Source organism: Falsibacillus pallidus (assembly GCF_050990905.1).
In the GTDB taxonomy this organism is placed as follows: domain Bacteria; phylum Bacillota; class Bacilli; order Bacillales; family DSM-25281; genus Falsibacillus; species Falsibacillus pallidus_A.
Genome location: NZ_CP158866.1, coordinates 3,261,743 through 3,288,249 on the forward strand (window position 1 = coordinate 3,261,743; position 26,507 = coordinate 3,288,249).

Annotated in this window: 21 protein-coding genes and 1 other RNA gene; 4 read left to right on the top strand and 18 right to left on the bottom strand. The window is 41.7% G+C overall.

Annotated elements, in window-relative coordinates:
- Positions 1-145: 145 nt before the first annotated feature.
- The 4 genes from ABTV07_RS17120 to ABTV07_RS17135 all read right to left on the bottom strand — a co-directional run bounded on the left by ABTV07_RS17120 (position 146) and on the right by ABTV07_RS17135 (position 7,210).
- The gene (locus tag ABTV07_RS17120) at positions 146-3,217 is read right to left on the bottom strand and encodes an efflux RND transporter permease subunit (protein WP_433744458.1); all 3,072 of its coding nucleotides are present in this window, start codon (positions 3,215-3,217) and stop codon (positions 146-148) included.
- Positions 3,218-3,345: 128 nt separating this feature from the next.
- Positions 3,346-5,745: a beta-propeller fold lactonase family protein gene (locus tag ABTV07_RS17125; RefSeq protein ID WP_433744461.1), complete on the bottom strand. Its 2,400-nt coding sequence runs from the start codon at positions 5,743-5,745 to the stop codon at positions 3,346-3,348.
- A gap of 448 nt (positions 5,746-6,193) precedes the next feature.
- Entirely contained in the window at positions 6,194-6,721 is a 528-nt protein-coding gene (locus ABTV07_RS17130) for a hypothetical protein (protein WP_433744464.1), read from the bottom strand.
- 117 nt (positions 6,722-6,838) lie between these two features.
- Positions 6,839-7,210 (bottom strand): hypothetical protein, encoded by a 372-nt coding sequence (locus ABTV07_RS17135; protein ID WP_433744467.1) that lies wholly within the window; start codon positions 7,208-7,210, stop codon positions 6,839-6,841.
- Positions 7,211-7,345: 135 nt separating this feature from the next.
- Between ABTV07_RS17135 and ABTV07_RS17140 the strand changes: the two genes are divergently transcribed.
- On the top strand, positions 7,346-7,615 hold the full coding sequence (locus ABTV07_RS17140) for a hypothetical protein (protein WP_433744470.1): 270 nt from the start codon (positions 7,346-7,348) through the stop codon (positions 7,613-7,615).
- Positions 7,616-7,694: 79 nt separating this feature from the next.
- On the opposite strand, the gene ABTV07_RS17145 is transcribed toward ABTV07_RS17140, so the two are convergent.
- A complete protein-coding gene (locus ABTV07_RS17145) occupies positions 7,695-7,946 on the bottom strand; it encodes a hypothetical protein (protein WP_433744473.1) in 252 nt (83 codons plus the stop codon).
- Positions 7,947-8,636: 690 nt separating this feature from the next.
- On the opposite strand from ABTV07_RS17145, the gene ABTV07_RS17150 reads away from it, so the two are divergent.
- The 3 genes from ABTV07_RS17150 to ABTV07_RS17160 all read left to right on the top strand — a co-directional run bounded on the left by ABTV07_RS17150 (position 8,637) and on the right by ABTV07_RS17160 (position 10,526).
- The gene (locus ABTV07_RS17150) at positions 8,637-9,167 is read left to right on the top strand and encodes an RNA polymerase sigma factor (protein ID WP_433744476.1); all 531 of its coding nucleotides are present in this window, start codon (positions 8,637-8,639) and stop codon (positions 9,165-9,167) included.
- Positions 9,127-10,041 carry a hypothetical protein gene (locus ABTV07_RS17155; protein WP_433744479.1) on the top strand — a complete coding sequence of 305 codons (915 nt, stop codon included), beginning with the start codon at positions 9,127-9,129 and terminating at the stop codon, positions 10,039-10,041. The genes ABTV07_RS17150 and ABTV07_RS17155 overlap by 41 nt, the downstream gene beginning before the upstream one ends.
- 134 nt (positions 10,042-10,175) lie before the next feature.
- Entirely contained in the window at positions 10,176-10,526 is a 351-nt protein-coding gene (locus tag ABTV07_RS17160) for a hypothetical protein (RefSeq protein ID WP_433744481.1), read from the top strand.
- Between the two features lie 1,258 nt (positions 10,527-11,784).
- On the opposite strand, the gene ssrA is transcribed toward ABTV07_RS17160, so the two are convergent.
- The 13 genes from ssrA to rpoN form a co-directional block, all read right to left on the bottom strand.
- Positions 11,785-12,126: a transfer-messenger RNA gene (ssrA, locus tag ABTV07_RS17165) on the bottom strand.
- Positions 12,127-12,417: 291 nt separating this feature from the next.
- A complete protein-coding gene (gene smpB, locus ABTV07_RS17170) occupies positions 12,418-12,885 on the bottom strand; it encodes an SsrA-binding protein SmpB (RefSeq protein ID WP_114746359.1) in 468 nt (155 codons plus the stop codon).
- Positions 12,886-12,986: 101 nt separating this feature from the next.
- Positions 12,987-15,395 (bottom strand): ribonuclease R, encoded by a 2,409-nt coding sequence (gene rnr / locus ABTV07_RS17175; RefSeq protein WP_433744485.1) that lies wholly within the window; start codon positions 15,393-15,395, stop codon positions 12,987-12,989.
- 24 nt (positions 15,396-15,419) lie between these two features.
- Positions 15,420-16,166 (bottom strand): alpha/beta hydrolase, encoded by a 747-nt coding sequence (locus tag ABTV07_RS17180; RefSeq protein WP_433744487.1) that lies wholly within the window; start codon positions 16,164-16,166, stop codon positions 15,420-15,422.
- A 169-nt stretch (positions 16,167-16,335) separates the two neighbouring features.
- The gene (secG, locus tag ABTV07_RS17185; RefSeq protein WP_114746356.1) at positions 16,336-16,569 is read right to left on the bottom strand and encodes a preprotein translocase subunit SecG; all 234 of its coding nucleotides are present in this window, start codon (positions 16,567-16,569) and stop codon (positions 16,336-16,338) included.
- A 1,035-nt stretch (positions 16,570-17,604) separates the two neighbouring features.
- On the bottom strand, positions 17,605-18,897 hold the full coding sequence (eno, locus tag ABTV07_RS17190) for a phosphopyruvate hydratase (RefSeq protein WP_433744491.1): 1,293 nt from the start codon (positions 18,895-18,897) through the stop codon (positions 17,605-17,607).
- Between the two features lie 25 nt (positions 18,898-18,922).
- Positions 18,923-20,458 (bottom strand): 2,3-bisphosphoglycerate-independent phosphoglycerate mutase, encoded by a 1,536-nt coding sequence (gene gpmI / locus ABTV07_RS17195; RefSeq protein WP_433744494.1) that lies wholly within the window; start codon positions 20,456-20,458, stop codon positions 18,923-18,925.
- Complete coding sequence (gene tpiA, locus ABTV07_RS17200; protein ID WP_433744496.1) at positions 20,451-21,212, bottom strand: triose-phosphate isomerase; 762 nt, start codon at positions 21,210-21,212, stop codon at positions 20,451-20,453. The genes gpmI and tpiA overlap by 8 nt, the downstream gene beginning before the upstream one ends.
- A 27-nt stretch (positions 21,213-21,239) precedes the next feature.
- The gene (locus tag ABTV07_RS17205; protein WP_433744499.1) at positions 21,240-22,424 is read right to left on the bottom strand and encodes a phosphoglycerate kinase; all 1,185 of its coding nucleotides are present in this window, start codon (positions 22,422-22,424) and stop codon (positions 21,240-21,242) included.
- Between the two features lie 186 nt (positions 22,425-22,610).
- Positions 22,611-23,618, bottom strand: coding sequence for a type I glyceraldehyde-3-phosphate dehydrogenase (gene gap, locus ABTV07_RS17210; RefSeq protein ID WP_114746351.1), 1,008 nt, complete (start codon positions 23,616-23,618; stop codon positions 22,611-22,613).
- A 65-nt stretch (positions 23,619-23,683) separates the two neighbouring features.
- Positions 23,684-24,706 carry a sugar-binding transcriptional regulator gene (locus ABTV07_RS17215; RefSeq protein WP_433744502.1) on the bottom strand — a complete coding sequence of 341 codons (1,023 nt, stop codon included), beginning with the start codon at positions 24,704-24,706 and terminating at the stop codon, positions 23,684-23,686.
- 153 nt (positions 24,707-24,859) lie between these two features.
- Positions 24,860-25,105 (bottom strand): glutaredoxin family protein, encoded by a 246-nt coding sequence (locus ABTV07_RS17220; RefSeq protein ID WP_433744504.1) that lies wholly within the window; start codon positions 25,103-25,105, stop codon positions 24,860-24,862.
- A 15-nt stretch (positions 25,106-25,120) separates the two neighbouring features.
- A complete protein-coding gene (rpoN, locus tag ABTV07_RS17225) occupies positions 25,121-26,455 on the bottom strand; it encodes an RNA polymerase factor sigma-54 (RefSeq protein ID WP_433744506.1) in 1,335 nt (444 codons plus the stop codon).
- Positions 26,456-26,507: the final 52 nt, after the last annotated feature.

Genomic DNA, 26,507 nt, shown 5'->3' on the forward strand with positions numbered 1-26,507 from the left:
AATATCTTTTGATTTAGCCAGCCTGATTTCCATATTAATAAACCCTCTTTCCTGGGACAAAGGGACAGGTTTACTGTCCCTCGCCAACTGAACTTACTTAGCGGGACAAATAACCTGTCCCCCCGTCCCACGCCAACTGTCTTACTTAGCGGGACACTGAACCTGTCCCCATGTCCCGCTTTTGCAGCATCCAATGGTAGACGCTTGGAACGATCAAGAGTGTTGTGAATGTTGAGGTGATCATTCCAAAAATGACGGAGATGGCTAACGATCTGGAGACCATTTCTTGATCGTTTCCCAAAATCATCAGGGGAAGCATCGTCATGACCGTCGTCAAAGCTGTCATTATGACAGGACGCACCCTTAAAATCGTGCCATCTAAAATAGAGCCTAAATCTGATTGGGAAAGGCTGTTCTTTTCGATCTTATCTACAAGAACGATTTTATTAGTGGCTGCAATACCAAGCAGCATGACCAAGCCAATGATGCTCCCTAGGTTCCAGGCTCCTTTCATGAAATATAGACCGATGATTGATCCGGAGATGGCCATTGGCAGACTTAATAAAATGGCCAGTGGCGCACGGAATCCTTTAAAAATGCTATGAATCACCATCAAAATCAAAAGTAAGGCTAGAATACTTGTAAAAACAATTGTCAGTGTCATTTCCCTCATTTGCTTAGTAAACCCACCAAACTTAACGGTTACCCCTTCTGGAGGAGGAGTATGATCGAGCACTTCTTTAATTTTCCGAGCCGTTTTCTCAGGGTCCTTATTCAGGATGCTTCCTTCAATTAACGATACCGGTTCCCCATTCTGCATCACTTGTACTTGACCTGGGTGGACATCCAGACTCGCAACCTCTGCCAATCGAACCCTCAGCCCATTCTTCCCAGAGAGCTTAGTATTGCCGATTTGCAGCAGAGTTTGCTGCACTATATCCTGTGATGCAGTGCTAATAGACGGCAGCTCCCCTTCCTGCTTTAACTCATAAGGAACTTCCCCATCATTTGTTCTTATTTTACCCTCTTGCTGGATGTTTAAATAAGGATTGACTACATCATAGATATCTTGCTTTTTGATTCCGAATTCATTCATTTTTTCTTCATTTAATTTAATTTGAAACGAATTACCCACTTCTCCTGCATCATAAATGAAAACTTGATCAATCATAGCGAGCTTACTCTTTAATCGAGTAGAATAATGATTTAATGTCTCTTCATCAGCACCACTTAGAACAATGCTGACCCTTGAATCATCCCCAGAGATATTTTGGCTAGAGACTGCATATGTGGCCGAAGTGGAAAGCTTTCCAATGTATTGATTAATTTTACTTATTAAAGCCTGTTGGGATGTACCCTTTTTAGTCTGAATTACAACATTGGCAACATTTTGCCTTTGGACCCAGCCCCCATTTTGGTCAAAGACATCATCGAACGTTGTGCGGAAGGAGCCTCCAACGGTCGCAGTGTAGTTCTTGACACCAGGGGAATCTTTAAGAAATGCCTCGAGATTCCTCGTTTCAGCATTTAGCGTAGGCATGGGATTGTTCTCCGGCCCTTCAATTTGTATGACAATATCATTTTGCTGGCTTCTGGCAAAAATCTGCACTGGAATATGAAAGCTTAATATGATGGAGCTTATAAGCAGAAGGGCAAAAATCGGCAGCAATATTTTACGTTTTTTAAAACACCACGAAACTATGTGTCGAGCTTTGATATCAAAATGATCTGATGAATCCCCTTCTGAAATTCGGCTTCCAAAACGAATGATAAACGGCGGTAAAATAACGACTGACACCAATAAGGAGCTCAACAGCGCGAATGTAACTGCCCATGCAAATCCAGAAATTGCTTGCTGGATCATCCCTGGAACAAAGGCAAACGGAAGAAATACAACAATCGTTGTCAGAGTAGATGCAATGACAGCTGGCAGAATGGAAGCTACCCCTTCCTGAACGTGGTTCAAAGTCAACGTCCCTTTGCCTTTCTTTCTTAGGACATTATCGATGACAACAATTGAATCATCCATTACCCTTCCCATCGCTATAATGACACCTGAAAGTGTTAGGAGATTAATACCTTTACCTATTAAGTGCAGACCAATCATTGTTAAGAAAAAGGAAATTGGCAGGGAGATCCCGACTAGCAAGGATAGGCGATAGTTCCGGAAAAAAAGCCAGACAGAAACGATAGAAAACAGGCATCCCAATAGTCCTTCCCTAAATAAATTGTTAAGTGAATCATCTACCATGTTGCCTTTATTGGATAGAATCTTCGATGAAACGTCGCCGCTTTTGATAATCGGCAGCTGCTTAATCCTATCTTCAACCGAATGGCTGACTTCAGTAATATCAGCAGAAGGCGTCTTATAGACGGAAAGAATGACAGCAGCCTTTCCATTCGTCCGAACGTTGACAAACTGGTTTACTATGAATTTCTCAACTTTCAGGAGACTTCCTAGCTTAATAGCGTCCCCGTTCTCAGTTCTAATGGATTCATTTTCTATCAATTGTGGAGATAATTTATCAGAAGTAATTGTAAAAGGTAATACCTCCTGGCCAGATTTGACCAGCCCATGTGGGAATGAGACATCCTCATTTAACAAATCCATCAATTGTTTAGCGGTCACATGATGCTTCGCCATTGCTTTTGGATGAAGAAGCATGACCAAACCATCGTCTGCTCCTCCGGCGACGTCCACTTTTTGGACACCTGGCAACTGCTCAATTGCTTGTTGGATCTGGTTCTTTTCCTTTGTTAATAACTGGCTCCGGCTAATCTTATTTGGCGTAAGACTTATCTCCATAATCGGAAACGAGGTAGATTGGATCATTGTTATGTCAGGGGCTTGTACCCCTTCTGGACGATGCCATTCATTTAAAGACTGTTTCAGGTATGTACGAGCTTTTTCCATATCTGCTTTAGAATCATAAGTTAACTTTAGCATCAGCCCATGATTATAAGTCTCAGACTCCAGAGTTTCCAGATGATTCAACTGATGAAGCTGCTTGCTTAACGGTCCTGTTAGTTGTTTTTGAACCTCTATTTGTGAAAACAAAGGTGCTTTAATCGTAACCATTAAATTAGCATTTTTGATTGGAGGCAAATAGTCGCGATGCATTTGTTTAAACGCGTAGCTGCCCCAAGAAGAGATAAAAATGAGGATGAGAAAAATCAATGCCGTCTTTTTTGAAAAGTAACTCATGATGCCCTTCACAGCACCTGCCCCCTTTACAATACAGGGAGCCCTTCAACTTGCAAAGGCTCCCTGATGCCAAGATAAATCGGGGGGTGACAGGCACGCCCCGGATATTGTCGATTTTTGTCAATCGCGAAATAGATTTGTTATTTATTTTTCTTTGGATAGGCTTTGTTCTTTTTGGCTTCGTTCCAGAGGATGTGGTTGAGTTTTTCGTTATCCGCATGATCCGCCTGAGAAAAATCAATGGATTTAGACTCTGCCGCACCCACCGCTGCTTCACCATTTTTCTTATCAATTGGATATGTTGGCTTCTCTGCCTCAAATGGATTGAGCACCGGTTTATTCATAAATGAACGATTCATAGGTATAGCGGATGCATCAAATTGAGACATTGGCTGCATGCCTAGAATCAATTCCATTGTTTTAATCATGGAAGTTGTATCATAGAAAGTGCTGTCTAACTTCCCACTTTGCGTATATGGGGACACAACAAGAGACTCGGTACGGTGGGCGTCCACGTGGTCCCAGCCATTTTGTGCATCATCTTCCGTAATGAAGATCCCAGTGTTTTTCCAATATGGCGAATGACTGACCGCATCAACAAGCTTCCCGACAGCATAATCATTTTGGGCAACCATTGCTTCTGGTGTTAGTTTGCCTGGTGCTGTTCCAGAAGTATGGTCATTTGGCAAGCGAACAATCTGGAGGTCTGGCAGATTGCCGTTTTCCACATAGGTCTTAAATTCATCTTCCCAAGCATCATAACGAGTAAGATCTGATATGCTTAGATCCCAGCCTGGAAAATCAGGATCATAGTTGGTACCAATGGACGGATCGGTTGGAACCCACTGCTCCTTCTGCTTATCGTAGTTCGTAAATTCACCATAATCACGATAGCTGACGCCTGAACGCTGTGAATTATTCCAAAGGAATCCAGCTTTTGGATATGCAGCTTCATTGGACCCTTCAAAATCATAGCCCCGATTTCGGCCAGAATAATTGGCCATCCAATTTTTCTCCACATAGTCATTTGCCTTAGCGCCAGCAGCCCAGTTGTGGCCTTGCGCACTGATTTCAGCATCAGCATAAAAATTGTCCAGCGTGACGAATTGATTAGCAAGCTTATGAAGGTTCGGCGTAATTTCTTTGCCATAAGTCGTCAACTCTTCATCGCCATTGCCTTTTTCTAAATCACCAAACACTTGATCATATGTGCGATTTTCCTTAATCACATAGATTACGTGCTTAATCGGTGAGTTTTTTTGGCCAAAATACTGAGGAATCGGCGACTTCATTGCTTCGTGTTTTTTTCCTTCTTCACTTCGTTCATCACCATGTTCATTAAAGTACTCATTATTTTTGGAAACTTGTTTACTGTACTTCTTAAGTTCATGATCATTTGGAATCGAAATGGTGGAAAGTGTCCCTTTAATCATATTGCCGATATACTGGCCATCAGCATTTGATCCTGCACCAAGGCCCTTTGCATTCATCACCATCAATTCGTTTTCATTTTGATCGATAAAAACTCCAGTAGGATACCAGGCTGTTGGGATTAAACCTTTCATTTTCGCTTTTTCACCTGATACATCAATGACGGAAACATCGTTATTTCCTGCATTTGCTGCATAAAGTGTTTGTCCATCTTTGCTTACAGTAAGTGCGTCGGGCTGACTGCCGGTTGGAACGTGTTTATTAGGCTTGACCGAAAAAGTCTGCTCAATCGAAAGGGATTCTGGATTAATAAACGAGATGCTATCGCTATCTGAATTCGAGACATAAATAGTCCCAGATTTCGGGTTTTCGGCAATCGCATTCGGATGGAGCCCTGTAGATATCGTTTTAATCTCTTCCATCGTTTCGGGGTTAAGAACTGTAACACTGCTTTCACCCCAATTGGATACAAACAGCTTTTTACCGTCTTTGCTTAGGTAAGCTGCGTATGGATTCTTACCGACACTTGTTGTTTTTTCAACTTCTTGTGTTTGTGTATTGATTTTCGAGACAGAATGATCCAAGTTGTTGGCAGCAAATAGATAATGGCCATCCTGAGTGATTGACAGGCCAGCAGGATAAAGATTTTTTTTGGCATCTTTGTCCAATGCGATGGCACTCTCCTCGGTCAGATTCCCATTGTTAAAATCAAAGACCCGAATCTTGTTGCTGCCCCCGCCTGAAGCATAAACCTTTTTCCCATCAGGACTGAACACCACCCCTAAATACAAGGCTTGTGGCGATTTGTAAGGAAGTGATTGGACGACCTTATCAGTCTTAGTATCAATGACTTGAAGAGATTGCTCTCCTTGACCGTCATTTGAGACGACAAGATACCGACCATCCGGGCTGACTGCACCGCCCATTGGGAAATCCCCCAAAGTCAGCTGCTGCCCAGCAGGTGTTAAATTCCAATCATGCGGTGTAATGCCTGCTACAGTTGAAGTTGGCCCCGCCACCTCATGATAACCAGCATAAACTGCGGATGAAGACCCGATAACCAAAGTTGTCAAAGCTGCTCCCAGCCATTTCTTTCGGTTCAATTTCATCACTCTCCCACCTCTCTTTTATTTCAAGGAATTCCTTAGTCAACGTCCATTGTAGGGATGCGAAATAAAGGAAGAGTGAATTCCATGTAAACATTTAATGATAAAAAATCCACCTTTTTACAGGGGACTATTGTTTATTTCAATAAGAAAAGGCAATCTTTCCACCAAACGAACCATCCTATTATACACTTGCAATTTTCTGAAAAATTGTAAGTGCTAACTTTTGTAAAGCCAGTATTAATTTTCATTTTTCATTCTAGAGAATGATACACCCTTATGAAAAAAAGCATGCACCTTTGTAAAAAGGGCATGCTGGATTGAAAATAATTTTGGCAATGTGACTTGAATCCACTATTGCCAAAGTCTATATAACACATTTTAATAACCTTCATTAAAACTACTATAAAATTCACCGTATTATCGAGTTATAGTATTTAATATTCAGCACTCAACCATTTTCATGTATCAATTCCTCAGCAATCTGGATTAATGCTGCTCTTTCTAATGGTTTGATTCCCATGTGGAGCATCACTGTATAATACCCATCATTCTTTTTAAAAGATATAATTGTTGGAAATTCTGGTCTAGTGGCTTCTATCATCCAAGCCTTTTCACCAGAAATCATCAAAAGGTTATTTTTATAATCCGGATTAGATTTTGGACTTACCTTGATACTTAAATGATTTCTGGAAAAGTTCTCACCCAAGTATTCAAAATTAATGGATGAAGATTCGGAGTCCACTTTAGCATATTGATACTCAACCTTGAAAGGTACATCACTTGGTAGAATTAATCCTTTTTTATTATACTGTTTTAGGGCATTATCGAAGTCAGTATAACCCATTAATTCATATGCTTTTTCCACTGAGATAGGCTGCTCGGTGGAGATCCGATCTTTTCCCTCAACTACGGAACTTTCATTCCATAAAACCATCATTATTAAGATTGAAATCACTGTTTTAAACATATTGTTCATTCAATATCACACTCCTAGCGCTAGAAACGGATGTACTAGGAATTATTTTGTGTATTTTTAATTGATAAATACAACACTGAGAAGTTCTTTTATTTATTTTCTTCCTTTAAATTCCCCTTATCGTATTAATTGTTCCTTGAAGATTTGCTTAAACTGGGGTTTAAATTGGATCTCAACCACTTGTTCTATGTCTTCATTCTTATTAATTATCAGTACACTTGAATGATCTTTTTTATCAGCGATAATTTCAAATTTTTTAACACTTTTTAGGTCTAACAGGGACAGTAATCTATTTGAATCACTTCTGATAACTTGAATTTTCACTTCTCCATATGAAGGAGAAAGGTTAACAATAAAATCTTCTTTTCCATTAGAAAATCTGTATGTTGCTTGGTTGTAGTAAAATGGAAAGTCTTTCGTGACATCCAATAAAGTAGGATCACATTCAAATAAAGAAAGAAAGTCAATTTCACTTGGAAATTCATACATTTCCTACACCTCGAAAACTCATAATTTTTTTAGAAAACAAGGAGAGATTCCTTGTTTTAAGCATCTCCTCTTATGGAGTGATTCGTAACCTCAATAATATTGGCATCGTCTAATATAATACGGAGGTGGAATTGTATGAAACGATTCGTTTTATCCTTAAGTCTAGTGCTGATAGTGAGTGGCTGCAACAGCTTCTCGAATCCGAAAGTTACTGAAGAAGAAGCAAAGTCAATCGTGATGAATGATCACTCTAAACATATTGGTACAGTTGAAATAATATCCGTTAGTCACAGGGGCCATAAGTATATTGTTAAATGGGAGAATAAAGATAACTGTGAAAACGGAACCGACTATGTTGATGACCAAAGTGGAAAAATTAAAAACGGCATTACTTCTATATGTTAGATGTTCTTTACCAGCTGGCAACGGGAAAACAGCAGTTCTTTTCGAGTACTTACTACTGGCATCATATCTACTTCATTTTTCAGGTTAGATAACCAACAAAGAAAACGACTACTATTACTGAAAGAACCGATATGTATTTCAAGACGCCCTTTTCTTTTTTTGCAAAAGCTATTACACCAAAAATGACACCACTAATAAATATTAAGATGCCTATCGAAAGCACTCCATAAAACCCTCCCCAACTTGATGAACCATAATAATATTTTGCTAAAGTTACCAAGACACCTATTAATATTAAAACTGAAGAAGAAAAACTGAATCTCTTTTTCATAACAGTCCCCCCCTTTAAACAATTCTTTTATCAAAAGACTGACCGTGAACGCTTGGTTTTTCCCAGCGTTATTAAAATATTCACCTATACTCACCAAGGCCCATATCCACAAATTGATAAAAAATAAAATATAAAAAAAGAATTGTATTGAGTAATAAATAGAAGCGGAACAAATACTTTCGGATGTTAATTTCCCATAATAAAAATAAAACAATAAAATTCAAGAAAATAGGGACGAATGTATATATCATTCTTTCATCTATAAGTGAAACTGCATTTGAACTTAGCCAATAAATGAATTTGTCTGATATTTGTGCAATAACGGAAAAAAGAATTAAACACCAAAATATTATTATCAAAATAGTTCTTTTCAGTGTACTCCCCAGCTTTCTAAGTTCAAGTTTAATCCATACCTTTTAATATTAACATAAATTTACATTTAATCATTATTTAAAGTAAATAATGTCATTTCAATATAACTTCATTTGTAATCCGCACTGATAAGCACCCTACTAATAAAAATTAATTTCTTCTGTACCAAGGGAAATTTAATGTAAAATAGAGAAATTAGATTCACGAGCTTGCTGCTATCTTTGCAAGCTTTTTTTATGAAAAAATGCAACCTTTTCTAAGGAAAATACATCTTACATTTGAAAATAGCGAGGCATGAGGTTTTAAGGAGGGGAATTCTTGAATAAGAAGGAAATTTTAGAGGTTTGGATAGATAAGTATACAAACCGCCTGGTTAGACTTGCTTATACTTACGTCAAAGATTGGCTAAAAGCAGAAGACCAAGTACAAGAAGCTTTTATCAAGGCGTTTCATTCGATGGATCAATTAAAGAACAGTAATGAGCCATTTCCTTGGCTTGCAAGAATTGTGATTAATGAATGCAATAATTCGTTCAGAAAATCATGGAAAGAAGTTATTTCTAACTTTTTACCTGATAAGATCCAAGAAAGCAGTGAAGAATCATATTTCAGAACTGTTCAGGAAGAAGAGGTACATAATGCTGTTTATGATTTACCGAAACACTATAGTTTACCTATTACTCTCTTCTATTTTGATGAACTATCCATTCAGGAAATATCAGAAATCCTAAATCTAAATGTTGGCACGGTAAAGTCTAGACTCTCTCGCGGCCGCCAATTATTAAGCAAAAAAATGAAGGAGGATGGTTATGGAGGAAAAAGAATTAAGAGCAGCAAAAATGCACTTTAAGCATAAAGTAGATATTGAAAAATTTAAAAAAGAGACATTCGATAAATTAGATTTGAACAGCGAAATCATACATAAGCCTTTTAGGACCGAAAAGAGAAAGAAAAGTTATTCTTCGTGGATCCTTGCTGTAGCTGCATCAGTATTAATAATTGGTATAAGTGTTGCTTACAACGGTACACACATTGTCGATGCGGCTCAAACCTTCATAAGTCAACTATTTGGTTCAAGAGAAAACCTAAAGCAAGCTTATCCTGATGAAAGTAAAGAGGAACTTGATTTCTATGAACAAACGTTACAAATTGCAAAAGAAAATTTAACAGAAAAAGAGTTCAATCAATACAGTGAACTAATAAAAGAACAAACTAAAATCTTTAATAAAGTGCAAATAGAAAAAAGGAAGTACCCAAATAGAGAAGAAGAAAAGAGATTAAAGCAAATTCAAAAATTATTGCAAGCGTATGAACATAAGATTATACCAATACAAGCCCAACAATTAGCAAGTTTTCCTTTTACTAACCCTTCCTATTTACCTAAAGGATATCAATTAGTAGATAAAAACTACATTTCGCAGAAGCCAGAAGATGAGCCAGTGGTTTCGTCAAATTATTCTGATGGAAAGTCATTTTTTTGGACAAAACAAATGAACTTAAAACTAAAAGATGACTTGGAAGCTCCCCAAAAAATCGAAAACACCGAATCCTACTCTTTAAATGGATATCAATTTAAATTTGTAACTTTTGATGATGAAAGTTTTAATATGAAGGTTGGATTGAGGGTAGCGGTGCCCCAAAAAGGATATAAAATCGTCATGTTGGCAGAAGAATTGCCAAAGCAGGAAATGGAAAGGGTATTAATTTCTATGATTGAAGAGTAAATAGACTTTTCAATTTAGATTTACTCTGTTTTCGTAATAATAATCGTATAAAACCTTTCGATAGCATTAAATCATTGATCCTTCGATGTTATTGGGACCCTCTAATGCATATATTTCATTAGGAGGTTGTACAAATGACAAAAAATAAAAGCACTTTTATTATAAGGGCTTTAGGAATCATAGGATCGTTAATGGGTTTATATTTGTGGAAGGATTACTTACCACAACATCAAGGTGATAACATTAAAGTATGGTTGGATATATTGAGAATAGAGCATTTAATATTTCTTTATATACCAAGTATGATTGCATTAGTTGCCTCCATCTTTTATAAGCCTTATTTAATGGTATTGGCCTTTCTGTTGAGTTTACCACTAACAAGATTCCTTGGAGTTAACGGGTTCATTGATACTTTCCCTTTAGTCTATTATCCACTCATTTGCTATCTGATTTCTTTTTTCTTAATGATAATTTTTAAAAAATAAGGTTCTTACAAATAAAAAGCTGTTGTAATACAAAACAACAGCTTTTTATTATGTGAGTAGTGCTTTGAATTACTACCGAATTTTCAAGAAAATACAGTATGTGTATTTCCCTGTTTGCACCTTTAACCGTTATTTTGAGAACTACCAGTTTTTATTTCTTGTAAAGTTTAATATTTCTCCTGTTCCAATCTAACAAAAATCAAAATACATAATAAATGCAAATTATAGGGAAAACTTAAAGGAGACGGATTAAATATTTATTAAACAAAGCCTGATTCTTTAGTGGGAATTAAGACAGGAGAGTTTACTTTGAAAAAATATAAGTACTTTCTAATTGCATGTTCTTTTTTATCTTTATCTTTTATGTCCTTTAAGATTGCGAACGGGTAAGATAGTCCTTACATTGGCACTATTTATCCTGATAACTCCTTCAAAAAATTGCAGGAGGTAAGTGCTGAAAGTTATCTTAACGGAAACAATCAACAAGGATATAAAATGATAAACAACCCAGATATTTACGTTGCAAAAAAAATATTATATAAAGAAAAAATCAAATATTAAAAAAATACATTGGGGAATACAAAGCTCTTCTTTGGAGCTATTGCAAAGAAAATAAAGGTCAAAATATTGACCCTAATCGTCAAGTGTATTTTTATTTTTCCATGAAGAAAGATGATAACTGCATATTTGCTCAGATGGCAGTTGTTGATATAGAAACAAACACTACTGTATATGTAAGGGGGAATAAATCCTATTATTAAAATGTATGAGACTCTGATTAAGAAAAAGGATGGTAGAAAAAAAAGACCGTGTAATCGGTCTTTTTTATTCCTTAAATATAGTGACATTTTAATCAGCGCATTTATTATTGAAGCAAATAATTTCCGCAAGAAATAAGAAGCATAAGCTTGCCAAAGCGGCAATGATAAGGTTTAAGTCACAAGACAAAATAAAAACCACCAAATATGTATTTGGTGGAGACGGTGGGACATGTTATTCCATGCTTTCGTCATGGCACTGACTATATCTTGAACCTATGTTATCAGGTCCCCTGGCGTATTATACGAAATGTAGTTTTGCTTTTTATAAAGCTGATTTCGTATCCTAGTGCTACCCGGAGGGCAGTCTATAAGTCGATACACGGCTGTTGGATTGCTCCACATACCGCTCGGCATTGCCTTATCGCACGAAGCGACTTAGGTTTCACCGATAAAGCCAGGTTATCACTTATGTGTTGCCACATAAGGCGACTAATGCTTAATCGAACCCACGTCCAGAAATAACGGCACTTAAGCATCTACGAGTGTAGTCGGCATATTAGTGTTTCGCTGTACCTTATGCCTCCCGACAGGCGTCCGGACAGCTAGTCTGGTTAGTCTCTTCCTTCATCCTCAGACGGTGGAATCCGGCGTAGCCCACTAAAAGTGAGACCCTTACCCTACCACATGGGCGATGGAGGGAGGATCCGCTTTAGGCCTTATTAGGCAGCAAAAGCGAGGTTGTTGTTAGTTTTGCCAGTTATTATTGGCGTTGACGTTGATGACGGAGCCGATCCCTCCGACTCGCAACCTAAGCTCGAACTATCCCTGTCGAATCCGTAACGTCCCCATTGTAAAAAGATAAGCGGCGAATTTCTGCGTCAGCTCGATTGATCGCATCCTCACGTATTAAAAAATACGCTCCGGTGCGCTCTGCACTTCGCTTCCTTGAACTTCTTGCTTCTCTTTTTACAAAGAAGCTTATTCAAGTGGCGTAGAATATCGGCGTCTGCTTATTCAACGCACTATCTGACGTTAGGAAAAGCTTTGATAGTAAAGCTTTAGATTACTTCGTTGCTACGTTTATTATTATAACACACTTGACCAATTTTTCAATTGTAATTAACTGTAAATTAGTCCTGCTGGCGGGCTTTGAATGCTCGCTCGATGTCGCGCTTGGCTTCTTTCTTCTTGAGGTCTTCGCGCTTGTCGTATTTCTTTTTTCCCTTTCCAAGGCCGATTAAAACTTTTGCATAGCCATCTTTCAAATAAAGTTTTAATGGAACAAGGGAATAGCCTGCTTCTTTTGTTTCACCGATTAGTTTATTGATCTGCTTCCTATGCATCAGCAGCTTCCTCGTACGGAGCGGATCGTGGTTATAGCGATTCCCCTGCTCGTACGGGCTGACGTGCATATTGAATAGGTATACTTCCCCTTTTTGAATGCGGGCGAAGGCATCCTTCAAATTGACCCGGCCGTTCCGGATGGATTTAATTTCGGTACCTTGCAGCACAATTCCCGCTTCATAGGTTTCTTCTATTGAAAAATCATGCCTGGCTTTCTTGTTTTGGGCAATCAGTTTTCCTTCCCCTTTAGGCATCGGACTTCCCCCTTACATCTCTATCTAGAGCTCTATTATACAAGGTTCATGGGAAGGATTAAAGCGTTACAACCTTTAACCCTTCCCTCTCTCCTTAACTTCTATCTTTTCTTTCTGCGTTTCTTTCCTCCGCCCGGCTTGCCGGATGTCGGTGCACCTTCATAGAACTTGCGTCCGCTTTTTTTCTTGGCTTTAGGCGGTCTTGTGGACCAGCCTTCAGACATGCCATCGGACTGCGGACCGCGTGATTTTCTGCGGCCTTCTTTTGCCGTTCCAAGCTCACGGTTTTCACGGTTGTTCTTAACCCTTGAACGTGTTTTGGTCTTCAGGACTTTTGGCTTTTCGTCGCGGGGTTCACGGCGCTTCGTATTTTTCATGCCGACGATTTCAAAATCGATTGAGTATTCGTCTTTATTGACGTTGACCACACGGACAGTGATTTCATCCCCGATGCGGAAGACATTGGCTGTCCTTTCACCGATCATCGCGAACTGGCGCTCATCATAGCGGTAATAGTCATCTGTCATATCACTGACATGGACGAGCCCCTCAATTGTATTCGGCAGCTCGACAAACATACCGAAGTTGGTGACAGAGCTGATGATGGCATCGTACTCTTCGCCAATTTTGTCGAGCATGTACTCAGCTTTCTTCATTTCATCCGTTTCACGCTCTGCATCGACAGCCCTTCTCTCCATTTTAGAAGAGTGGTCGGCGATTTCCGGAAGGTCTGAATCCCATTTCGCACGTGTCTGTTCATCAAGCTTCCCTTCAATCAGATATGTCCGGATCAATCGATGGACAATCAAGTCAGGGTAGCGTCGGATCGGTGAAGTAAAATGAGTATAGTAATCTGCAGCCAAGCCAAAGTGACCCAATGAATCAGGGTTGTATTTTGCCTGCTGCATGGATCTTAGCATCACTGTGGATACAACCATTTCTTCCGGCTGCCCCTGGACGCTTTCAATGATTTCTTGAAGGGCTCGCGGGTGCACGGAATTGGCTGTTCCTTTTACAATCAAGCCAAAGTTTGTGATGAACTCAAAGAATCGCTGCAGTTTATCTTCTTTTGGATCTTCATGGATCCGGTAGATAAACGGCACATCCATCCAGTGGAAATGCTCTGCGACCGTTTCATTCGCTGCAAGCATGAATTCTTCGATAAGCTTCTCTGCAACGGATCGCTCGCGAATTACAACATCAGAAGGCTTCCCTTCTTCATCGACAATCACTTTTGCTTCTTTAAAATCAAAGTCGATTGCCCCTCTTGTCATACGCTTATTGCGAAGAATCGCAGCGAGCTTCTCCATACGCTGGAACATTGGAACAAGCGGCTCATAGCGTTTGATCAATTCTTCATCTTGATCGACAAGAATTTTATTCACGTCAGAGTACGTCATGCGCTCTGTTGTTTTAATGACACTTTGGAAAATTTCATGGTGAACGACTTCACCTGAATTAGTAATTTCCATTTCACAGGAAAGCGTCAAACGATTCACTTTCGGATTCAGTGAGCAGATTCCATTGGAAAGGCGGTGTGGAATCATCGGGATGACGCGGTCCACCAAGTAGACGCTAGTTCCGCGCTCAGCTGCTTCACGGTCAATCGGCGAATCTTCCGTCACATAATAGGTGACATCCGCAATATGGACGCCGAGCTTATAGTTGCCGTTTTCAAGTTCTGTAACGGTTACAGCATCATCCAAGTCTTTCGCATCTGCACCGTCAATGGTGACGATCGTTTCGCCGCGTAGATCCCTGCGGTTGCCGATTTCGGATTCATCGATTTCATCCGGCGTCGCTTTTGCCTGGTCCATGGCTTCATCCGGAAATTCCTGTGGAAGTCCATGTTTATAAATAATCGAGAGGATATCGACTCCCGGATCATTTTTATGTCCGAGGATTTCAATAACTTCGCCTTCTGCATTTTTGCCTCTTTCAGGATAGGCGACCAGTTTCACCACTACTTTATGCCCTTCAATGGCTCCCATGCTGGCGCTTTTCGGGATAAAAATATCCTGTCCGAACTTTTTATCATCAGGAATGACGAAACCGAACGTTTTGCTTTGCGTATACGTCCCGACAATTTCGGAGTTTCCTCTTTCGATAATTTTAACGACTTCGCCTTCTCTTCTGGAGCCAGAGCTTTCAGCAGAAATGCGCGCGAGGACAATATCTCCGTGCATGGCATTGTTCGTATGGTTAGGAGGGATGAAAATGTCATCCATTCCCGGCTCTTCTGGAATCACAAATGCGAATCCCTTTGCATGTCCAGTCAGCTTCCCTTTCACAAGGTTCATTTTCTGCGGAAGCCCATAGCGGTTGCTGCGCGTCCTGACAACGAGGCCTTTTTCCTCCATATGTACAAGCGCTTTGACAAAATCTTTGAAAGAAGAAGAATCCTCTATTCCAAAAGCTTCTTCCAGCTCCTGGACTGTCAGAGGCTTATAGGCTTCATCCCGCATGTAGTTAAGCAGCCTCTCGACATGCTTTGCGATCATATCTTCCATCTAAATCCCTCCTATATTAAAAGTTTATACATTCCATTCCAGTTTCTCTAGGAACTGATACACATCTTCGTGGAGCTGCTCTTTTTCTTTATCGAGCGTGATGACGTGGCCGGACTCCTCGTACCACTTGATATCCTTCAGTGGCGATTCCACTGCATTGTAAATGATATTCGCACTATCCGTATTGATCATATGATCATGGCGTGCCTGAACGACAAATGTCGGAGCATAGATCATATCCACGTTGTTTCTTACATCAGCAATCAAATTTTGAAGAGCCTTCAACGTATTCATCGGCGTCTTCTTGAATTCATTCATTTCAGCTTCAATCTGCTCTTCATTTTTTCCTTCAAATTTCTTATATTCTCTAGCGTAGTCGACAACACCTTCATACATGACTTTTTCGTCTTTTATATACATCGGCGCACACATTGGTACGATACCCTTTACAGGTACAGTGTAACCTAATTTAAGAGAAAATACCCCGCCGAGAGACAAGCCTGCAACAGCAATTTCTTCATAGCCGAGGCTCTTCAGATGCTCATAACCGCCCATGACATCTTTCCACCAGTCTTCAGGGCCGGTATGGACCAATTCTTCCGGCGGCACCCCATGCCCTTTATAGTGCGGCGCGTGGCTTGTATACCCTTTTTTCTCTAAAAACCGTCCAAGCATCCTTACATCCGCAGAGCTTCCAGTGAAGCCATGCAAAAGAAGGACGGCTCTCTTTCCAGCTTCAAATGTAAACGGTTTTGGTCCTGTCAATTTCATGATGCTACCTCTCCTTTTATGTAAATGTCTAAATTTCAGTCTTATAGTAGATTTCTATTTATTTTTAACAGACTGCGGCAAAACAATCCAATATCCTGTCTGTTTTCGCGGAAAAAGAAAAAGGGCTGACTCATTACAATGTGAGTCAGCCAATTCCCTATCACTTAAATTACAGTCCGAAATAAGCAACTGCAATGGTCAATACGAAAAATAGTACAGAAAGGACAACTGTGATTCTGTGAAGAACCAAGTCCAGCCCGCGGGCTTTCTGCTTCCCGAATAGTTGTTCAGCCCCTCCGGAAATCGCACCTGACAAACCTGCGCTCTTCCCTGACTGCAGCAGAACAACAACAATTAAGCCAATTGCATCAATGATCAGTAGAACCATTAACAAAGTATGCACGAATGACGCCTCCTGAAACGAACATAGTAATAGCTTAATCTTAACATACTGACAAATGATGGGCAATAACAAATGAAGATGGTGGCAGGGAGTGGAAATTGGGGTTGCCGAATATCGGCGTTAGCCGGTCAAATTGGGGTTGGGTTTTGCAATTGGCTGGTGGGGGCGGCGGGGGTACCGGCGATTTGCTCCGAACTTTCGGGTTTGACAGCCGGACTTTGCTGATTTACCCCGCAACTTCTTCGGGCGACCGCTCAACTTTTTGCCCTTACCGCCGAACTTTGACCGTGAACCGCTCAACTCTTCAAATTTCTCCATTTTCAATGCCTCAATTTGTGGGAGCTGGCGCGAATTGGGTTTGTTTGGCACTTTATGTGCGGCCCGCGGAACCTAGATTGCAATTTGCTCCCCACTTTTGGCGTTGACCGGCCCAAAATCGCAATTTATCTCGCAACTTTCACCGCCAACCGCTGCACTTTTACAGTTGACCTCCCCACTTTATGGAATAAATCTGGCCCATTTCAAGATCCACACCCGCACTTGCAGAATATTGGCGCCAGCCGGACAAATCCGGGGTGGTTTCTGCTCTTGACGGGGATTGCTGCGGGCTCGCCGGCGGTTTGCTCCCCACTTTGGGCGTTAACCGACCCACTTTCTCCATTTATCTCACGACTTTTAGGCCTCACCGCCGCACTTTTACAGTTGACCTCCCCACTTTTTGCTATAACCTCCCCACTTTCCGTTTTTCGGAATAAATCTGACCCATTTCAAGATCCACACCCGCACTTGCCGTATATTGGCGCCAGCCGAACAAATCGGGGGTTGGTTTCTGCTCTAGATGGAGGATGCGGCGGTTTAATCAAACGTTTGATTAACGATTATTCGACAAAATTCCGCCGCCCTCTCCTAGCGTAAACCCGCATTAAATCTCGAAAGTAAATCGGGGCGTGACAGTCACGCCCCGACTTTTGTCGAACGAACACACAAAAAAACCGGCCCCCAAAAGGAAGCCGGTTATCATACATAAATCTAAAATTAGCGCTTAACGTTATAGAAAGTTTTTACGCCAAGGTATTGTGCTAAGTCAGCCAATTCGTCTTCAATGCGAAGAAGTTGGTTGTATTTTGCTACACGATCCGTACGGGATGGTGCACCTGTTTTGATTTGGCCAGCGTTTGTTGCTACTGCAATGTCAGCGATTGTGCTGTCTTCTGTTTCACCTGAACGGTGGGAGATGACTGCAGTGTAGCCAGCGCGCTTCGCCATTTCGATAGCATCGAATGTTTCAGTCAATGTACCGATTTGGTTCACTTTGATCAAGATGGAGTTTCCTACACCTTGCTCGATTCCTTGAGACAATTTGCGAGTGTTTGTTACGAACAAGTCATCGCCGACTAATTGAACTTTTTTGCCAAGGCGTTCAGTCAATAGTTTGTGGCCATCCCAGTCGTTTTCATCCAAACCGTCTTCGATAGAGATGATTGGGTATTTAGAAGCCATTTCTTCGTACCAGTCTACCATTTCAGCAGAAGAAAGGACTTTGCCTTCGCCAGCTAGATGGTATTTGCCGTCTTCTTTGTTGTAGAACTCAGAAGATGCTGCATCCATTGCAAGCATTACTTCTTCGCCTGGCTTGTAGCCAGCTTTTTCGATTGCTTCGATGATCGTTTGAAGAGCTTCTTCGTTAGAACCAAGGTTTGGAGCGAATCCGCCTTCGTCGCCTACAGCAGTGTTAAGGCCTTTGCCTTTTAATACAGCTTTAAGGTTGTGGAAGATTTCAGCACCCATACGGACTGCTTCTTTGAAGTTTTCAGCACCTACAGGCATGATCATGAATTCCTGGATGTCTACGTTGTTGTCCGCATGCTCACCGCCGTTGATGATGTTCATCATTGGAACTGGAAGCTGCTTCGCGTTGAATCCGCCAAGGTATTGGTATAAAGGCACTCCAAGGAAGTCCGCTGCTGCACGAGCTGCTGCCATGGAAACACCAAGGATTGCGTTAGCACCCAATTTGCCTTTGTTTTCAGTTCCGTCAAGCTCGATCAACGCACGGTCGATTCCTACTTGGTCAGTAACGTCAAATCCGATAAGCTCAGGAGCGATAACTTCGTTTACGTTTTCTACTGCTTTCAAGACACCTTTTCCTAAGAAACGGTCTTTGTCGCCGTCGCGAAGCTCAACTGCTTCGTATTCACCAGTAGAAGCACCAGATGGCACCATTGCGCGTCCGAAACCACCGGACATTGTAAATACTTCAACTTCAACTGTTGGGTTACCGCGGGAATCTAGTACTTCACGAGCATAAATCTGTTCAATGTATGGCATGTAAAATCTCTCCTTTTAATGGGGGTTATTTTTTCAAAAGTGATTGTCCTGTCATTTCTTCAGGCTGCTGAACATTCAGCAAGTCAAGCATGGTTGGAGCAAGATCTCCAAGTTTACCGCCTTCACGAACCTCTGCACCCTCTTTTGTCACGATGACAGGGACAGGGTTTGTTGTATGGGCAGTCATTGGTTCGCCTTCGAGCGTTACCACTTCATCAGCATTTCCGTGATCGGCTGTGATGATGGCTGAGCCGCCTTTTTTGATAATCAAATCAACAATTTCGCCAAGACACTCATCTACGGTTTCGATGGCTTTCACAGTCGGTTCAAGTTTCCCTGAATGGCCGACCATGTCCGGATTGGCAAAGTTCAGGATGATCGCATCGAAATTATCATTTTCGATTTCCTTCACCAATGCATCTTTGACTTCGTAAGCACTCATTTCAGGCTTCAAGTCATACGTTGCAACTTTTGGTGAATCGATCAGGATCCTTTCTTCGCCAGGGAATTTCTCTTCCCGTCCACCGCTCATGAAGAACGTGACGTGAGGATATTTTTCCGTTTCCGCGATTCGGAGCTGCTTCAATCCATTTTGAGAAAGAACTTCTCCTAGGGTATTATCCAAGTTTACCGGTTTAAATGCAACTAATCCGTCGACTGTTTCACTGAAGTGGGTCAAGCAGACGAAGAACAAGTTCTTAGGATGCTTAGGACCGCGGTCAAATGAACGGAAGTCTTTGTTTGTAAATGTATTTGAAATCTGGATCGCACGGTCAGGACGGAAGTTGTAGAAAATCACAGCATCGTCATCCTGGATAGTTGCGACTGGCTCACCGTTTTCCTTTGTCAAAACAGAAGGAAGAACGAATTCGTCATAGATTTCGTTTGCATAGGAATCATCAACCAGCTCGATCGGATCTTTATAGTCAGGACCTTCTCCGTAGACCATGGAACGGTAGGATTTCTCTACACGCTCCCAGCGCTTGTCGCGGTCCATGGAATAGTAGCGGCCAGACAATGTAGCGAACTCGCCGACACCATACTCTTCGAATTTCGCCTGCGTCTGTTCGATGTATTTCTTCGCTGTCTTTGGACCAACATCGCGGCCGTCAAGGAAGCCATGTACATAGACTTTCTCGACGCCTTCTTTCGCTGCAAGCCTTAATAGGGCAAACATGTGGTCGATGTGGCTGTGCACACCGCCATCAGATAGGAGGCCCATCAAATGAAGGCTTGTTCCTTTTTCCTTAACATGCTTGATGGCATCAAGGAATGTTTGGTTCTCTGCAAACTCGCCTTCACGGATTGCAAGGTTCACACGTGTCAGACTTTGATAGACGATGCGTCCTGCACCGATATTCAAATGTCCGACTTCGGAGTTCCCCATTTGCCCTTCAGGAAGCCCTACCGCTTCACCTGAAGCTGTCAGCATGTTGTGGGGATATTGACTCCAATAGCGGTCAAAGTTCGGCTTGTTGGCATGAGCCACTGCGTTTCCTTTGGATTCTTCACGGAAAGCAAATCCGTCAAGAATGATTAAAGCAACTGGAGATTTACTCATTCTTACCAGCCTCCAATAATTGAAGGAAGGATTGAGGCTCAAGGCTCGCTCCACCAACTAAAGCACCATCGATATCCGTTTGCGCCATGTATTCTTTGATGTTAGCAGGCTTCACGCTTCCGCCGTATTGGATGCGTACAGCTTCTGCCGCATCGCTTGAGAAGCTTTCTGCAACGACTTGGCGGATATGGGAGCAGACTTCGTTGGCATCTTCAGATGTAGAAGATTTGCCTGTTCCGATTGCCCAGATTGGTTCGTAGGCAATGACGGTTTGCTTCACTTGCTCTTCAGAAAGGCCGTTCAATGCAGCTTTCACTTGAGCTCCGACCAATTCTTTTGTTTTATTTTCTTCACGCTGTTCCAACGTTTCACCAACGCATACGATTGGAGTTAAATCATATTGGAATGCAGCCAAAGTCTTTTTATTTACTGTTTCATCCGTTTCATTGAACATTTCACGGCGTTCAGAGTGTCCGATGATGACATATTTTACGCCAAGATCCTGCAGTGCTATCGGGCTGATCTCGCCAGTGAATGCTCCGTTTTCTTCAAAGTGCATCGTTTGTGCACCGATTTCTACAGGGTAGTCTTTTGTCGTTTCAACAAGTTTTTCTAAGAACAAAGCTGGAGCACAAATGACTGTGTCAATGCTGTCAGCAGATGGAGCAAGTCCTTTTACTTCTTCAGCAAAAGCTTTTGCTTCGGATAATGTTTTATGCATTTTCCAGTTTCCTGCGATGATTGGTTTGCGCATTGCGAAATCATCCTTTCTATTATGGTCTTATTTATCGTCTAAAGCTGCAACGCCAGGAAGCGTTTTGCCTTCCATAAATTCCAATGATGCGCCGCCGCCGGTAGAAATGTGGCTCATTTGGTCAGCAAGGTTGAATTTTTCAACTGCAGCTGCGGAATCTCCGCCCCCGATGACAGAATATGTATCTTTTGCATCTGCCAATGCTTGAGCGACTGCTTTCGTTCCGTTTGCGAATGCATCCAATTCGAATACGCCCATCGGTCCGTTCCAAATGACAAGCTTGGAGTTTTTGATGACATCTGTATAAACTTCTCTTGTTTCCGGTCCGATATCCAATGCTTCCCAGTCAGAAGGGATTTCATTGATGGCAACTGTCTTTTTGTTTGCATCCTCTGAGAAGTCGTCTGCTACGACAACATCAACAGGCATGTAGAATTTAACGCCTTTTTCTTTTGCTTTTTCCATGAAGGATTTAGCAAGATCGATTTTATCTTCTTCTAATAGAGATTTCCCGACTTCGTGGCCTTGTGCTTTTACGAATGTATAAGCCAAGCCGCCGCCGATAATCAAGTTATCTACTTTTTCCAATAGGTTATCGATGACGCCGATTTTATCTTTTACTTTTGCACCGCCAATGATGGCTGTGAAAGGACGATCAGGGTTGGAAAGAGCTTTTCCAAGCACTTGAAGTTCTTTTTCCATCAATAGACCGGCTGCTGAAGGAAGGTGCTGGGCAATCCCTTCTGTAGAAGCATGTGCACGGTGAGCTGCACCGAATGCATCGTTGACATAGACATCTGCCAATGCAGCAAATGCTTTTGCCAATTCAGGGTCATTCTTTTCTTCGCCAGGGTAGAAACGTACGTTTTCCAACAACAGAACGTCGCCTTCATTCATCTCGGCGATTTGAGATTGAACAGCATCTCCATAAGCTTCATCCGCTTTTTTAACATCTTTGCCAATAAGCTCGCTAAGGCGCTTCGCTACAGGAGTCAAACGGAGCTCTTCATTTACTTGTCCCTTCGGACGTCCTAAATGGCTCGCAAGAATAACCTTTGCACCTTGATCTGCAAGGTATTGAATCGTTGGAAGAGCAGCGCGGACCCTTGTATCATCGGTCACATTTCCATCTTTCATCGGAACGTTGAAATCGACGCGGCAAAATACGCGTTTTCCTTTTACATCAATATCTTTCACTGACTTTTTATTCATTGCTTAAGGACCTCCTTGAGTAGGTAGTTAAAATGGGAAAAAGGAGAGTGGGGAATCCTCCCCGCTCCCCTTTCATCCCTTTTATTATAGATGGTGGGCAAACATTTATCCATTTATAAGCGGATAAATGATGTCACATTTCATCAATTAGCATAACACTTTCGGGTTAAGCTGATACTTTATTAATTAAAGTCCTTGTTTCGCAATGTAAGAAACTAGGTCTACTACACGGTTAGAGTATCCAGTTTCGTTGTCATACCAAGAAAGAACTTTTACCATGTTGTCTTCAAGAACCATAGTGGACAATGCATCGATAGTAGAAGATGCAGTGTTTCCGTTATAGTCGATGGATACAAGCGGCTCATCACTGTAAGCAAGGATTCCTTTAAGATCGCCTTCAGCTGCTTCTTTGAAAGCTGCATTGATTTCGTCAGCCGTTACGTTTTTATCCAACTCAGCAACCAAGTCTACTACAGAAACGTTTGGAGTTGGTACACGCATAGCCATACCGTTCAATTTGCCTTTAAGTTCAGGCAATACTAGAGATACTGCTTTCGCTGCACCAGTAGTAGTCGGGATGATGTTTTCTGCTGCTGCACGGGAACGACGGTAGTCTTTGTGCGGCAAGTCAAGGATTTGCTGATCGTTCGTGTATGAGTGAACAGTTGTCATCATACCGCGTTTGATGCCGAATTTTTCGTTCAATACTTTTGCGAATGGTGCAAGGCAGTTAGTCGTACAAGAAGCGTTAGAGATTACATGGTGGCTTCCTGCATCGTATTTGTCTTCGTTAACACCCATAACAACAGTAATATCTTCGTTAGAAGCTGGTGCAGAGATGATAACTTTTTTAGCGCCTGCATCAAGGTGCTTCGCTGCATCTGCACGGTTAGTGAAGCGTCCAGTAGATTCTACTACTACTTCTACTCCAAGATCTCCCCAGCCAAGTTGTGCTGGATCGCGTTCAGCTAGAACTTTGATTTTTTTGTCGCCTACGATTAGGTAGTCGCCTTCAGCTGTTACTTTTTCAGAAAGTTTTCCATGAACTGTATCATATTGAAGCAAGTGAGCAAGCATATTTGCATCAGTCAAGTCGTTGACTGCTACTACCTCTACATCCGGGTTGTTTAAGCTAGCGCGGAATACGTTGCGTCCGATACGTCCAAATCCATTGATACCAATTTTAGTTGCCATGAAAATTTCCTCCTTAAAATATGTTAAGTATGTGTGAAATCTATTTAATCTATTTCAAAAGGGATTCACCCTTTTAAAAGCTCTTTCGCAGCGCCTTCATCTGTAATGAGGACAGATGCATGCGGTGCTCCTTTTAAGTATGCCTGAATGGCCTTAGCTTTTGATTTGCCTCCTGCCACTGCAATGACATGCTCGATTTTTTCAAGATCTTTCAGCTGGAGTCCGATGGTCATCACTTTGTGGACCACTTCTCCCTCTTGATTGAAGTAATACCCGAACGCTTCGCCGACTGCTTTGGATTCAATGATCTCATCCATCGTTTCTGGCGGCGTTTTCCTTCTATCAGCCATAGTAATAGCATCGCCAATTCCATGCAAAACCATGTTGGCTGATGAAATTAAATTTAGGACATCTTTAATGGCCGGCTCTGTCAAAAAGGATTTGTATACTTCCTTGCTTACTTGATCCGGTACATATAATACCCTGTGTCTGGCTCTTGTGTTTTCAGCCATTTTGGCGCAAATGGTATTGGCTTGATTCTTTACATCTTCGCCAATCCCGCCCCTGGCCGGAACAAACAACAATTCTGAACTGGCAAAATCGGGTGTGAGCGTTTCAGCAACGGCTGCCATGGTAGTCCCGCCTGTTACAGCGATGATATTTTTTCCAATCAGGCGCTCTTTCATACTCTCAGAACAAGCTCTTCCTAATTCTTCTTTTACCCATGGGGTGCTGTCGCTGTCTCCGGGAACGATGACGACATCTTGAAGATTCATTCGCTTCTTCAACATTGCCTCCATTTCGTCTATACCCGATATTTCCCTCATCATGCCTTCCATTTCTTCCAGAATCTTTTTTCCATCGAAAGTCGCGGTCATTCCGGACGCCTTAACATCGATCAAATTTTGATCTTTCAAAAATTCGACTTCTGCCCTCAGCACTCTTTCTGTCAATCCGAGCGTTTGAGCAAGGCTCCTTCTGCCTACCGGCTCCATGAAATGAATCGTTCTCAAGATGTGATAGCGTTTTTGCATAATGGATAGCAGGTCAGGCAATAATCTTTTTTGTATATCGATTAACGAATGCATTCACTAACTCCTTCATTTTCGATATTTCTTGATCACCAGTTGGACTATAAATGTCCCGGTCAGACATATTATGTCCCACTTGAATCAAAAAAATATATCCCTGCTACAATTTACATTCTAACAGGGACTAAAACGCAATTCAACTAGGAAACCTCAAGATTTTTCATGTAAGCGGTTGCTTATCTCAAAAGGGTCAATTTGCCCATATTGAACGATTTCCCCATCCAATTCCACGACAGGAATCATCAACCCGAACCGCTCCGTCAATTCATCACTTTCATCAATATCGACCTCTACAATCTCCACACCTTCATGAAGATCTGAAACCAAAAGGAGCATCTCTTTTGCATCCCTGCATAAGGAACATTGATTTCTTGTATAAAAAATTAATTTTTTCACGGATTTTCATTCCTTCTACTCATCAAATCGTTTCCGCTTGGAAGAAGCCGGGATTTGAAGCTGATCTCTATATTTGGCCACAGTCCTCCGAGACACCTTCAGCCCTTCTTCTTTTAACCGGTCGGCAATCGCCTGGTCGGAAATGGGCGATTTTTTATCCTCTTCATCAATCCATTCCTGAATGAGGTTTTTGACGGTGCTCGACGATGCATCCCCATCCTCATTTGTTGCGACTCCGCTGGAAAAGAAGGATTTCAATTCAAACGTCCCAAAAGGAGTCTGGATATATTTTTCCCTTACTGCCCTGCTGACAGTCGACTCGTGAACCTCTATCTCTTCCGCCAGCTGCTTCATGGTGAGCGGCTTTAAATGCTTCGGACCTTTCAAGAAAAATTCGGTTTGCAGTTCAATCAGAGCTGTTCCTACCTTCAAAATTGTCTCCTGCCTTTGATGCAGGCTCTTCATCAGAAACTGGTAATCCTGAAATTTATCCTTCAAAAAAGATTTTACACCTTTGTCCTTATATTTTTCCATTTCATCATAGTACTCTTTGTGAAATATGAGATGAGGAACGGATGAATCGTGATGCCTCAACCGGATCTGACCATCCTTCACTTCAACAATCAATTCCGGAATGATATAGATGGACGGATGCGCCCCATATTCTGCTGCCGGCCTTGGCGTCAATGTTTGTATGAAATCAGACACTGCCTGGATTTCTTTTAAACTACATGAAAGCTTCGAGGCGATGTCCTTCCACTTTCGGTCGGCAAATTCCTGAAAATGATTCATCAGGATTTCCTCTGTCCATTGGGGGGCACCTTCTCTTCTCTTCACCTGAAGAAGCAGGCATTCCCGAAGATTCCTCGCCCCCACACCAGCAGGATCAAGACTCTGTATTTGTGTGAGAAGCTTCTCTGCTTCTTCGACTGGCGCATCTGCTTCACAGGCTATTTCATCTGTAGAAGCAGTCAGATAGCCATTGGCATCAAAATTATATAATAGAAGATCAAGAATCTGTTTTTGTTTAAATGTCAGCGTTTTCATAATTAATTGTGAAAAAAGATGTTCCTGCAGGGTATCTGGCTTCTGGGCAACACGTTCGAGCCATTCCTGCTTCGTTTTATTTGGTTGTGCGATTCGATTCGTTCTGATGCGGTCGGAGCGGGGGTCCATCAGCTGAACGTCCGGCGATTCCAGTCCGATCAACGGATTCTCCATCACCTTTTGTTCAAGGAACGAAAAAAGCTCCTGTGTAGAATACTGTAGAAGCGCAATCGCCTGAGACAATTCCTGCGTCATATTCAGCTTCAGCGACTGCTGCTGCCACAAACCTGCTTTCAAATTCATCTACTTCACCCCATCCTCCATTTTACATCAGTTCAGTGGATGTATGAATGGA

Coding starts and splice junctions, on each gene's coding strand:
- tpiA (WP_433744496.1), bottom strand. CDS start 21,212: ATGCGCAAACCAATCATCGCAGGAAACTGGAAAATGCATAAAACATTA.
- gpmI (WP_433744494.1), bottom strand. CDS start 20,458: ATGAGTAAATCTCCAGTTGCTTTAATCATTCTTGACGGATTTGCTTTC.
- ABTV07_RS17160 (WP_433744481.1), top strand. CDS start 10,176: ATGACAAAAAATAAAAGCACTTTTATTATAAGGGCTTTAGGAATCATA.
- ABTV07_RS17140 (WP_433744470.1), top strand. CDS start 7,346: ATGAAACGATTCGTTTTATCCTTAAGTCTAGTGCTGATAGTGAGTGGC.
- ABTV07_RS17145 (WP_433744473.1), bottom strand. CDS start 7,946: ATGAAAAAGAGATTCAGTTTTTCTTCTTCAGTTTTAATATTAATAGGT.
- ABTV07_RS17135 (WP_433744467.1), bottom strand. CDS start 7,210: ATGTATGAATTTCCAAGTGAAATTGACTTTCTTTCTTTATTTGAATGT.
- ABTV07_RS17155 (WP_433744479.1), top strand. CDS start 9,127: ATGGAGGAAAAAGAATTAAGAGCAGCAAAAATGCACTTTAAGCATAAA.
- ABTV07_RS17215 (WP_433744502.1), bottom strand. CDS start 24,706: ATGCATTCGTTAATCGATATACAAAAAAGATTATTGCCTGACCTGCTA.
- rnr (WP_433744485.1), bottom strand. CDS start 15,395: ATGGAAGATATGATCGCAAAGCATGTCGAGAGGCTGCTTAACTACATG.
- smpB (WP_114746359.1), bottom strand. CDS start 12,885: ATGCCTAAAGGGGAAGGAAAACTGATTGCCCAAAACAAGAAAGCCAGG.
- rpoN (WP_433744506.1), bottom strand. CDS start 26,455: ATGAATTTGAAAGCAGGTTTGTGGCAGCAGCAGTCGCTGAAGCTGAAT.
- ABTV07_RS17130 (WP_433744464.1), bottom strand. CDS start 6,721: ATGAACAATATGTTTAAAACAGTGATTTCAATCTTAATAATGATGGTT.
- ABTV07_RS17180 (WP_433744487.1), bottom strand. CDS start 16,166: ATGAAATTGACAGGACCAAAACCGTTTACATTTGAAGCTGGAAAGAGA.
- gap (WP_114746351.1), bottom strand. CDS start 23,618: ATGGCAACTAAAATTGGTATCAATGGATTTGGACGTATCGGACGCAAC.
- eno (WP_433744491.1), bottom strand. CDS start 18,897: ATGCCATACATTGAACAGATTTATGCTCGTGAAGTACTAGATTCCCGC.
- ABTV07_RS17125 (WP_433744461.1), bottom strand. CDS start 5,745: ATGAAATTGAACCGAAAGAAATGGCTGGGAGCAGCTTTGACAACTTTG.
- ABTV07_RS17205 (WP_433744499.1), bottom strand. CDS start 22,424: ATGAATAAAAAGTCAGTGAAAGATATTGATGTAAAAGGAAAACGCGTA.